We start from the raw sequence: 10,277 nt of genomic DNA on the forward strand, positions 1-10,277 counted from the left end.
CCTCATTGTCTGACCGATTTACCCAGTGACTTGGCCACCAGCTGTTCGTAGAGTTCGGCGTAGGGCTCCACGGCCTTGCACCAATTGAACGGTGCCGACATGGCCCGACAGCGCATGGCGTTGAGCAGGTCAGGAAAAGCGAAGACCTTGAAGGCCCGGCTCAAGGCCTGTTTGTAGCTGTCCACCGTGGATTCATCGAACAGAAACCCGGTGATGCCGTCTTCGATGGTGTCTGCCAGCCCACCGGTATTGCGCGCCACCGGCAGCGAGCCGAAGCGCTGGGCGTACATCTGGCTCAAGCCGCAAGGCTCGTAGCGCGAGGGCATCAGCAGGAAATCGCTGCCGGCGAACATCCGTCGGGCATCGGTTTCATTGAAGCCGATGCGCACGCCGATCCGTCCGGGAAAGCGCAGTGCCAGTTCACGCATGGCTTGTTCTTCTTCCGGTTCGCCGCGACCAATAATGGCGATCTGTCCACCAGATTCGACGATGAATTCGGCGACCGCTTCGGTCAGGTCCAGGCCTTTCTGGTACACCAGGCGCGACACCACGGCGAACAGCGGGCCGGTGGAATCGTCGAGGCCGAACAGATTGCGCACATGGGCGGCGTTGACCGCCTTGCCTTCCCAGTCGCCCATGGCGAACTGGCGGAACAGGTGCGTGTCAGTGGCCGCGTCCCAGCTTTCATCGATGCCGTTGGGGATGCCGCTGAGCAGGCCTTGTTGGGTCTTGGCCGCGAGGAAACCATCGAGCCCGCAACCGAACGCCGGGGTGGTGATTTCCTGGGCGTAGGTGGCACTGACCGTGGTGATGTGGCTGGAGTAGGCCATGCCGGCCTTGAGGAACGACAACTTGCCGTAGAACTCCATGCCTTCTTGTTGCAGTGCGTGTTCGGGAATACCCAGCTCCGGGCAAGACGCCAGGCTCACCACACCCTGATAGGCCAGGTTGTGGATGGTGAACAGGGTTGGAGTACGCTGGCCGCGCCAGTGCATATAGGCCGGCGCCAGCCCGGCTGGCCAGTCGTGGGCGTGGACCAGGTCAGGGCACCAGTGGATCTGCGCGAGGTTGGCGGCGATGTCGGCTGCGGCCAGGCCCAGGCGAGCGAAGCGAATGTGGTTGTCGGGCCAGTCGCGCCCGTTGTTGGCACCGTAGGGTGAACCTTCGCGGGCAAACAGTTCCGGGCAGATCAGTACGTAGATCACCAGGCCGTCGGGCATGTCCATGCGTCCGATCTTGCACGGCGGTAGCGCTGCGTGGCCACCCAACTCGCCGATGATGTGGATCGGATTGCCGCTGTTCATCACTTGCGGATAACCGGGGATCAGTACCCGGACATCATGCAACCCGGCCATGGCCCGGGGCAGTGCGGCTGAAACGTCGCCCAGGCCGCCGGTCTTGACCAGGTCGGCGATTTCCGACGTTACGAACAATACCTTCTTGCGATTGGGATTCTGTCGAACGACGGGGAGCAGTGCCTTGCCGCCGGTGGCCAGCACCGGTGCCGTCAGCGACTCAGCCGCTGGCGGTAATTGAGAACGGACTTGCTGTGGTTCCAAGGCAGCACTGATCATAACTTTCTCCCATTTTTTCGATCTGTTTCCGGCAAGCGCCAGAGCTGTTGTTTCATTGGCCGAATCCTGCGGCCAGGCGCACAAGCGCTACGCAAGGAAAGCAAAGCGCTGCCCAATGCGGCAAAGCGAATCAGGTGAAAGGGTGGTTGCAAGGAATGCACCAGCCACTGTTGCCCTACCTCTAACCTGACCTGTCGCCGTTGCGAAAAGTTTCGACTTTTTTTCGCCTGGGTGACCGGCAGGTTTTCCCCCCGGTTAGGCAGTCTAGGTCAGAACGTAGAGCGGTGCGGCTCGCTTCGTCGCATTGTCGGACAATCACGGATTTTGTCGGCAATCACTTACACAACAAAGGGGGATACGCACCGACGAAGTGCAGTTTCTTGAAATCAAAAGGGTGTAAGGGGAAGGCGGTGTTTCATCGCCGTGCGCGATGGAATGGCGCGACGCACCATTGGAGGGCGGGTGGGATAGAGGCGTTTTGATGGCTACTAATGGCGCGAGAAACACACTCTTTTGTGGGAGCGGGCTTGCTCGCGAGTGCGGTCTGTCAGCCGATGCATTGACTGCCTGATGCTCCGCCTTCACGAGCAAGCCCGCTCCCACAGGAGGCGTTAGGTTGTGCCTGAAATCAGGTTGTCGGGGTCAGCAGACGAATCGGCTTGCCCGCCGCCCAGGCCTGCAAGTCTTCAATCATCAAGGCATAAAACTGCTGATAATTCTGTCGGCTGACATACCCCACATGCGGCGTGGCCAGCACGTTATCCAAGGTCCGGAATGGGTGGCCGGAGGGCAGGGGCTCCTGGGCGAAGACGTCCAGGGCGGCACCGGCCAGGCGCTTGTGCTGGAGGGCGTCGATCAGGGCGGCCTCATCGACGATCGGCCCGCGCGCGGTGTTGACCAGCAGGGCCTCGGGCTTCATCCAACTCAGGGCCTGGGCATCCACCAGGCCGCGGCTGCGCTCGCTGAGCACGAGATGGATCGAGAGAATGTCGGCCTGTTCGAACAGCGCCTGTTTACTCACGTAGGTCACACCGGCTTCGGCGGCCTTTTCGGCGGTGAGGTTCTGGCTCCAGGCGATGACCCGCATGCCGAATACTTGGCCGAACTGCGCGACACGTTTGCCGATGCTGCCCAGGCCGAGGATCGCCAGGGTCTTGCCATGCAAATCACCCCCCAAGCCTTGCTGCCACAGGCCGGCGCGCAGGGCGTTGGCTTCCTGTACCAGGTTGCGGGTCAGGGCCATGACCAGCGCCCAGGTCAGTTCGGGGGCGGCATGCTTGTAGCTGTCGGTGCCGCAGACCTGGATGCCCAGCTCGGCGGCGGTCTTGAGGTCCAGGGCCGCATTGCGCATGCCGCCGGTGAGCAGTAGCTTGAGATTCGGCAGCCGGCGCAGCAGTTCTTCGTCGAACGACGTGCGTTCACGCATCACACAGATCACTTCGAAACGCCGCAGGCGCTGGGCGAGGGTGTCGCGGTCGGCGGGGTAGTCGTGAAGAAAAGTCACCTGGCCGATGCTGTCCAGCACCGACCAGTCGACCACGTCCCGTGCCACGTCTTGCCAATCGTCGATGACTGCTATTTGCACCGCCATGGAACACCTCGTCAGGGAATGGGTTTATTCAGCCAGCCCAGCAGGGCCTGGTGGAAGCGGTCCGGCTCTTCCATTTGTGGGGCATGCCCCAGATTGGGGAACTCTACCAGGGTCGAGCGGGGAATCAGCTGAGCGACCTGCTTGCCCAGCACCTCATAGCGGCCCAGTTTGGCTTTCACCGGCGGCGGCGCGATGTCGCTGCCAATGGCTGTGGTGTCGGAGGTGCCGATCAGCAGCAGGGTTGGCACGGTTAAGTCTTTGAACTCGTAATAGACCGGCTGGGTGAAGATCATGTCGTAGATCAACGCCGAGTTCCACGCGACTTGCGTATGACCGGGCCCCTTGTTCAGCCCGGCGAGCATGTCCACCCAGCGGTCGAATTCCGGCTTCCAGCGGCCGCCGTAATAAGTTGTGCGCTCGTAGTTGCGAATGCCGTCGGCGTTGAGCTTCAGCTCGCGCTGGTACCACTGGTCCACAGTACGGTAGGGCACGCCGAGGGCTTTCCAGTCCTCCAGGCCAATGGGATTGACCATCGCCAGGCGTTCGACCTGATCGGGAAACTGCAAGGCATAGCGGGTGGCGAGCATGCCGCCGGTGGAATGGCCGAGCACGACGGCTTTCTGAACGCCGAGGGCCTTGAGCAGGGCCTGGGTGTTGCTCGCCAACTGCTGGAAACTGTACTGGTAATGGCCTGGTTTGCTTGAGGTGCAAAAGCCGATCTGGTCCGGGGCAATCACCCGGTAACCGGCCTCGCTGAGGGTCCTGATCGAATCGCCCCAGGTGGCGGCGCAGAAGTTCTTGCCGTGCATCAGCACCACGCTGCGGCCATTGACCTTGCCTTGGGCCGGCACGTCCATATAGCCCATCTGCAACGACTGGCCCTGGGACTGGAAAGCGAAATGCTTGAGGGTATAGGGGTATTCGAATCCCTCGAGCTGCGCACCGTAGGCCGGGCCTTGCGGTGGATTGGCGGCCTGGGCGAGCAAGGGCAGGGCGGTGGTCAGGAACAGGCTGGGCAACCAGCGAGTGGTGGGACGCGACATGGTCAACTCTCCTTGGGCATCCGGCCGATCCTGGGACGGCCCGATTATGGCGACATTAACCACAGGCAACCGCACGGCCCGAACGTTCAACCCATCCAGCCCAGGGTCGCGAGGGCGAGCACGCCATAACGCAGGCCTTTGGCAAGGGTCACCAACAACAGAAAGCGTCGCCAGGGCTCGCCCATCACCCCGGCCACCAGGGTCAGGGGATCACCAATGATCGGCAGCCAACTGAGCAGCAGCGACCAACGTCCGTAGCGTCGGTAGTGCCCGCGGGCCTTGTCCAGGTGGGCCGGGCTGATGGGAAACCAACGCCGGTCCTTGAACTGCTCCAGGCGTGTGCCCAGCCACCAGTTCACCAGCGAGCCCAAGACGTTGCCCAGTGTGGCGACCCCCAGCAACAGCCAAAGCGCATAGCGCTCGCTGAGCAACAGGCCCACCAACAGGGCTTCCGATTGCAGGGGTAGCAAGGTCGCCGCCCCGAAGGCGGCCAGGAACAACCCGATGTACGCCTCGCCCATCAGTGGGCCGGGTAATCCGCCACTACGGTTTGCGTCCCGTCCTTTTTCAGGCCGATCACTTGATAGGCATCGCTCATACCGTCCATTTCCATGCCCGGCGAGCCCATGGGCATGCCGGGCGCCGCCACGCCGAGCAAGTCATCGCGTTTACTCAACGCCAGCACCTGATCAGCCGGGACATGACCTTCGACGAATTTGCCGTTGATCTCGGCGGTGTGGCAGGAGCGCAGGTTCGGTGCCACGCCCAGGCGTTGCTTGACCGAACTCATGTCGGCCTCGACATGGTCGTTGACCTTGAAGCCGTTTTCCTGCAGATGCGAAATCCACTTTTTGCAGCAGCCGCAATTGGCATCGCGGTGCACATCAATGGTGACCGGTTCGGCGGCCTGGGCCAGGGAGGTGATGAGCAGGGCGCTCAGGGCGAGCAAGTGCAGGGGATTGGCCATGGGGTGGTCTCGTGTCGAACGGTTTGGAGGGAGGATAACAGAGTAGCGAGTGCGAGCTGACAGGGGGCTGAGGGGAGGATTACAGAATTGTCAGGTTGGAAGAATGAAAGCAGGACTTCCCGGTATCGCGGCAACCCCTGTGGGAGCAAGCCTGCTCGCGATAGCGGTGGGTCAGCTACTGTGATGCTGATCTTAATCCGCCATCGCGAGCAGGGGAATGTGGCCGATGCAGTTTCGTATCCACCTGCTGACAGTATGGAACCGGTTCAGCGGACCTTGAACCGATCAGTGGGCTGGCAAACGCACCTAGCGGTGCTGCTCGAAGCCGGGGCCGGGACCGGGACCGCCACGGCGATCATGGTCGCCATGACCGCGGTCGTGAGGGAAAAAGAGGCAGCCACTCAGGGTCAGGATGGACAACAGGGGAAGCAACAGGGTCAGGCGACGAAACATAAATAAATCCTCATGGTTTAACACCGTGGTTGCGCGAAAACGCTCCTTCGGCTGTACCATGGGACCCCGTTTGCTGCCGCTTATCCCCAAAACAAGGTATGAGCCTGGCAAGCAGGCGGATACAGAACGGATACATTCGGGAAATTGGCAATGACTCATTCGCAACGTTTGAAATACTCGATCCTGATCGTCCTCGTCGTCCTGGCGATCATGCTGGGACTGTCCTGGATGCAGAACAACGGCATGATCAGCGAACAGCTGTTTCAATACATCGCCATTGCCGTGGCGGTCATCGTGGTGGTGATCAACGGCGTGATGCGGCGTAAGGTCAAGCCCTGAGCATCAGCGTTATTCACCCGTTTCGAGCACGGCCATGGCCTTGGGGTGCAGGCAGTAGCTCTTATCCGGGTTGAAGGTGACGACGCCCTCGCTGCACAAACGCTTGAGCACCTCGCGTACGCTGAGGAAGGACAAGGGAATGTCCAGCCCCAGCAATTGACTGTGCACGCCCCGCACACCCAGGCAGCGATTCTCATTGGCGGCCCTGAGCAAGGCATCGATGACTTTGAGGCGGATCAAGCTGGTCCTGAGCCCGTAGCTCTTGAGCAGCCGCCTGATGTGTTCATTGCCACCGCGCTCTGCTGGCCCGCCGAACACGTTGTGAGTGACGGTCATCGAGACGCCGCTCGACCTGGACTTACCTTCCATTGGCAGTTGCCTGTCATGCATGCAAAAAATCCTTACCAGCCTGTTCAGAAAAGGTCACGAATACTCTCTTGTAATAGGACGAACGAGCGCGAGCAATAATGAGGGCCCTGAGGTGAAAAAAATGTCTGGAGCCTGCATTTCTTCACCGTGAGCCCGTTGATTAGCCGTTAATTTTTTTTCATCCGGTTCGTTTTCAGGGAAGGCACATTCCGCTTCTGCAGGCGGTCTGTGATTGTCCAGGCGGGCCAACGGTCGTACCGGTCGCCGTCCTGGTTCTGAAGTTTTCGCTCAGGAGTGAACGCAAGAATGTCCGGTCAGTTATCGAGGCGTGGCCTCGCAGGCGTGTTTTTGGCGATGAGCCTGGGGCTCAGCACCGTTGCCAGCGCGCAAGGCGATGCGGGGCAGGCCAGTGCCGAAATTGCCCGCACCCGTTTTGGCGTGCCGCATATCCAGGCTCAGGATGAGCGCGGGCTGGGTTACGGCATTGGCTATGCGTACGCCCAGGATAATCTTTGCCTGCTGGCCAATGAAATCGTCACGGTCAATGGCCAGCGCTCGCGCTATTTCGGGCCTGAACAGCTGACGGTCGAGCAGCGGGAGAACCGCGTCAGCGATCTGTTTTTCAGTTGGCTCAATACGCCGCAAGCGGTGTCCGGTTTCTGGCAAGCGCAGACGCCTGAGGTGCAGCACCTGGTCGAAGGTTATGTGGCGGGCTACAACCGCCTGCTGGCCGAGCGCAAGGCCAAAGGCCTGCCCGAGCAATGCGCCAGCGAGTGGGTGCGACCGATCACGGCGTTGGACCTGGTCAAGTTGACCCGTCGGCTGTTGGTGGAAGGCGGCGTTGGCCAGTTCGCCGAAGCCCTGGCTGGCGCACAGCCACCCAAGGCAACGGCGCTCACTGGCGCCCCGACGGCGGGTTTTGCCGGCGCGGCAGCCCGGCAGCAGCGTTTCGCCCTGGAGCGCGGTAGCAATGCGCTGGCCATCGGCAGCGAGCGTTCGTTCAACGGTCGCGGGATGTTGCTGGCGAACCCGCATTTCCCCTGGTTGGGGGGCATGCGTTTTTATCAGATGCACCTGACCATCCCCGGCAAGCTGGACGTCATGGGCGCGGCCCTGCCAGGCTTGCCGGTGATCAACATCGGGTTCAGCCAGCACCTGGCCTGGACCCACACCGTCGACAGCTCCAAACACTTCACCCTGTACCGATTGCAGCTCGATCCGAAAGATCCGACCCGCTACCTGCTCGATGGCAAATCCGTACCGATGAGCCAGCAGACGATCACGGTGGACGTCCAGCAAGCCGATGGTCAGGTGGAAACGCTCTCTCGAGTGGTTTACGGCTCGCAGTTCGGTCCAATCGTGCAATGGCCAGGCCGGCTGGACTGGAATAACCAGTTCGCCTACAGCCTGCGGGACGCCAACCTGGAAAACGATCGGGTGCTGGCCCAGTGGTACGCGATGAACAAGGCCGTCACGCTCAAGGATTTGCAGAACGCGGTCCATGGGATCCAGGGCATTCCCTGGGTCAATACCCTGGCAGTGGACGATCAGGGGCAAAGTCTCTACATGAACCTGTCGGTGGTGCCGAATGTCGGTGCCGACAAACTGGCTCGCTGCAGCGATCCCCGGGCCGGGCTGCGGCTGATCGTGCTGGATGGCTCACGCAGTGAATGCGCCTGGGACATCGATGCCAAAGCCATGCAAAAAGGCATCTACGCGGCCGACAAGTTGCCGCAGTTGTTGCGTCGCGATTATGTACAGAACTCCAACGATTCGGCCTGGATGGCCAATCCTTCGCAACCGTTGTCCGGTTATTCGCCTTTGATCAGCCAGCAGGACCAGCCCCTGGGCCTGCGGGCGCGTTTTGCCCTGGACCGCCTGGGCCAGTTGGCCAAAGGCGGGCCGGTGAAGGCGCAGGACTTGCAGCGCATGGTCATGGACGATCAGGTTTACCTGGCTGACCAGGTGATGCCAGACCTGCTCGGTTTTTGCGCCAGTGACCTGGGGGCCGATGCCTCGGCGTTGGTCGAAGCCTGTACCCGCCTCAAGGCGTGGGACCGCACTGCCGGCCTGGACAGCGGGCTGGGGTTCATTCATTTCCAGTCCATCATGGAGCCGTTGCAGGCGACGCCTGATGTGTGGCGTGTCGCGTTCGATCCGAAGGACCCGCAACATACCCCGCGAGGCCTGGCGATCGAGCGACCGGCAGTGCGCAAGGCGCTGCGTGAAGCGATGCTGGCTTCAGTGGCGGCGGTGAAGGCCGCCGGGTTGACGAAGGACAGTCGATGGCAGGACGTTCAGGTGGCCAGCAGTGGTGGTCGACAGACGCCCATCCACGGCGGCCCAGGGGAGTTGGGAATCTATAACGCGATCCAGAGTGTGCCGGCGGCGAACGGTCAGCGGGAAGTGGTCAGCGGTACCAGCTATCTGCAAGTGGTGACGTTTGACGACAAAGGCCCTCAGGCCCAGGGGTTGTTGGCGTTTTCCATCTCCAGCGACCCGGCATCGCCTTACTCGGCAGACCAGACCCAGGCCTTTTCGAAGAAACAGTGGAGTGTGCTGCCCTTCACCAAACAGCAGATCAAAGCCGATCCGCACTATCAGGCCCTGATTATCCGTGAGCGTGACGAGGCGGGCAGGGTGGTGACGCACTAAGTGTTGTTGTTGGGTTTCAGGACTAGACAGGGGACTTTGGACTGTCCGGAAATCGCAGCCCGACACAGGTCTAAATTGTGGGAGCGAAGGTCATAAATGGCGCGATAACCTGCAAAAAAGCCGCGTCCGAAAGGATCGCGGCTTTTTCAGTTGTTGGCGGGGCGTTGGCCGATGGAGTTGAGGACAGGGTTGCCGTCCTTGTTCCGCGTCAGGTAAACCGGCAGGACTTTGGGCAACGAAGGCACAAGGTTCTGCACTTCGTTGAGGTTGTAGATGCCGCCCACACGCAAGGCGCCGGTGCTGTTGTCGGCCAGCATGACGGGATGGTCGAGGTAGCGGTTGATCAGCGGCAGCGCGTCGCTGAGGGCGAGATCATCCAGGACCAGCTTGCCGTTGCGCCACGCCAGCGAGCTGTCATTGGGGCCGATCTCACGCACTTGCGGTTGGTAGTCGCCAGCCTTGTAGCTCGCCTGCATGCCCGGCGAGAGCCGCGAGCCGTTGTTGGCGAGTGCCTGGTTACTGGTCACCCATACCGAGCCCTCCACCAGCGTGACCCGCACTTGATCCTGGTACATCCAGACGTTGAAGCGAGTGCCGGTCACGCGCACTTGGCCCTGGCCCGCGCGAACAACGAACGGGTGCTGTGCGTCATGGCTGACGTCGAAAAACGCCTCGCCCTTTTTCAGCGTGACCCGGCGTTCATGCTTGTAGTTGGCATAGACCAGCTCACTGCCCAGGTTCAGTTCTACCTGGCTGCCATCGTCCAGAGTGATGTGGTGTACGCTCGCGCCGGCTTCGAATCGTTGGTACGAATTTGCCAGCCAGCCCAGGTTCCAGCCAGTGAAAGCGGCCAGGGGCAAGCCCAGTGCGAGCACCGCCGCAGCCACCGCCAGCCGGCTCCAACGTGACCGCGAGCGCGGTCGGGACGCTGGAGCGGGCGCCGCCGTTGATTCGACCCGGGGCAGATGATCGGCAACAGTCCAGATTTCCAGCATGGCTTCATATTCGAAGGCGTGCAGGGGATCGGCATCGTGCCATTGCTTGAACGCCAGCCGTTCGGCTGGCGTGCAGTCAGCCGCATGCAACCGCATGCACCAATGCGCGGCCGCATCGGTAATGGCGTCGTATTCGGCTTCAGAGAGGGTACGTTCGGTCATTGACTCTTCCTGGTTTGCCGCATTCTAACCTTCGGCATGAGCTGCCGAGAACAGCCATCATGGCGTTTGCATATCAAATGAGCCTATTTTTAGGATTAAACACCGTTATTCGGCAGTCGTAGCGTCCCA

10 protein-coding genes are annotated in these 10,277 nt (G+C 61.2%); 2 read left to right on the top strand and 8 right to left on the bottom strand.

The annotated features are described in order from the left end of the window. Nucleotides 1-2: 2 nt before the first annotated feature. The 6 genes from glgA to EPZ47_RS30215 all read right to left on the bottom strand — a co-directional run bounded on the left by glgA (nt 3) and on the right by EPZ47_RS30215 (nt 5,628). Complete coding sequence (gene glgA, locus EPZ47_RS13345; RefSeq protein ID WP_135845200.1) at nt 3-1,574, bottom strand: glycogen synthase GlgA; 1,572 nt, start codon at nt 1,572-1,574, stop codon at nt 3-5. A 628-nt stretch (nt 1,575-2,202) separates the two neighbouring features. Then, nucleotides 2,203-3,165, bottom strand: a complete 963-nt coding sequence (locus EPZ47_RS13350; protein ID WP_135845201.1) for a D-2-hydroxyacid dehydrogenase family protein — start codon at nt 3,163-3,165, stop codon at nt 2,203-2,205. Nucleotides 3,166-3,176: 11 nt separating this feature from the next. Beyond that, nucleotides 3,177-4,208, bottom strand: coding sequence for an alpha/beta fold hydrolase (locus tag EPZ47_RS13355; protein ID WP_135845202.1), 1,032 nt, complete (start codon nt 4,206-4,208; stop codon nt 3,177-3,179). A gap of 86 nt (nt 4,209-4,294) precedes the next feature. Next, a complete protein-coding gene (locus tag EPZ47_RS13360) occupies nt 4,295-4,729 on the bottom strand; it encodes a YqaA family protein (protein WP_135845203.1) in 435 nt (144 codons plus the stop codon). Further along, complete coding sequence (locus tag EPZ47_RS13365) at nt 4,729-5,175, bottom strand: DUF411 domain-containing protein (protein WP_135845204.1); 447 nt, start codon at nt 5,173-5,175, stop codon at nt 4,729-4,731. Before EPZ47_RS13365 ends, EPZ47_RS13360 begins: the two co-directional genes overlap by 1 nt. 306 nt (nt 5,176-5,481) lie before the next feature. Continuing rightward, entirely contained in the window at nt 5,482-5,628 is a 147-nt protein-coding gene (locus tag EPZ47_RS30215) for a hypothetical protein (protein ID WP_178084250.1), read from the bottom strand. Nucleotides 5,629-5,778: 150 nt separating this feature from the next. Between EPZ47_RS30215 and EPZ47_RS13370 the strand changes: the two genes are divergently transcribed. Next, complete coding sequence (locus tag EPZ47_RS13370) at nt 5,779-5,967, top strand: hypothetical protein (RefSeq protein ID WP_135845205.1); 189 nt, start codon at nt 5,779-5,781, stop codon at nt 5,965-5,967. A 9-nt stretch (nt 5,968-5,976) separates the two neighbouring features. Here the strand turns inward: EPZ47_RS13370 and EPZ47_RS13375 are convergent, their stop codons facing one another. Continuing rightward, on the bottom strand, nt 5,977-6,357 hold the full coding sequence (locus EPZ47_RS13375; protein ID WP_135845206.1) for a fe2+ zn2+ uptake regulation protein: 381 nt from the start codon (nt 6,355-6,357) through the stop codon (nt 5,977-5,979). 285 nt (nt 6,358-6,642) lie between these two features. Between EPZ47_RS13375 and pvdQ the strand changes: the two genes are divergently transcribed. Beyond that, the gene (pvdQ, locus tag EPZ47_RS13380; protein ID WP_135845207.1) at nt 6,643-8,991 is read left to right on the top strand and encodes a bifunctional acylase PvdQ; all 2,349 of its coding nucleotides are present in this window, start codon (nt 6,643-6,645) and stop codon (nt 8,989-8,991) included. A 146-nt stretch (nt 8,992-9,137) separates the two neighbouring features. Here pvdQ and EPZ47_RS13385 read toward each other — a convergent pair whose 3' ends face one another. After that, nucleotides 9,138-10,148, bottom strand: coding sequence for a FecR family protein (locus EPZ47_RS13385; protein WP_135845208.1), 1,011 nt, complete (start codon nt 10,146-10,148; stop codon nt 9,138-9,140). Nucleotides 10,149-10,277: the final 129 nt, after the last annotated feature.

The organism is Pseudomonas viciae, assembly GCF_004786035.1.
GTDB lineage: Bacteria > Pseudomonadota > Gammaproteobacteria > Pseudomonadales > Pseudomonadaceae > Aquipseudomonas > Aquipseudomonas viciae.

What these genes read in the sequence shown, in the direction of transcription:
- glgA (WP_135845200.1), bottom strand. Translation starts at nt 1,574, where the DNA reads ATGATCAGTGCTGCCTTGGAACCACAGCAAGTCCGTTCTCAATTACCG.
- EPZ47_RS13350 (WP_135845201.1), bottom strand. Translation starts at nt 3,165, where the DNA reads ATGGCGGTGCAAATAGCAGTCATCGACGATTGGCAAGACGTGGCACGG.
- EPZ47_RS13355 (WP_135845202.1), bottom strand. Translation starts at nt 4,208, where the DNA reads ATGTCGCGTCCCACCACTCGCTGGTTGCCCAGCCTGTTCCTGACCACC.
- EPZ47_RS13360 (WP_135845203.1), bottom strand. Translation starts at nt 4,729, where the DNA reads ATGGGCGAGGCGTACATCGGGTTGTTCCTGGCCGCCTTCGGGGCGGCG.
- EPZ47_RS13365 (WP_135845204.1), bottom strand. Translation starts at nt 5,175, where the DNA reads ATGGCCAATCCCCTGCACTTGCTCGCCCTGAGCGCCCTGCTCATCACC.
- EPZ47_RS30215 (WP_178084250.1), bottom strand. Translation starts at nt 5,628, where the DNA reads ATGTTTCGTCGCCTGACCCTGTTGCTTCCCCTGTTGTCCATCCTGACC.
- EPZ47_RS13370 (WP_135845205.1), top strand. Translation starts at nt 5,779, where the DNA reads ATGACTCATTCGCAACGTTTGAAATACTCGATCCTGATCGTCCTCGTC.
- EPZ47_RS13375 (WP_135845206.1), bottom strand. Translation starts at nt 6,357, where the DNA reads ATGCATGACAGGCAACTGCCAATGGAAGGTAAGTCCAGGTCGAGCGGC.
- pvdQ (WP_135845207.1), top strand. Translation starts at nt 6,643, where the DNA reads ATGTCCGGTCAGTTATCGAGGCGTGGCCTCGCAGGCGTGTTTTTGGCG.
- EPZ47_RS13385 (WP_135845208.1), bottom strand. Translation starts at nt 10,148, where the DNA reads ATGACCGAACGTACCCTCTCTGAAGCCGAATACGACGCCATTACCGAT.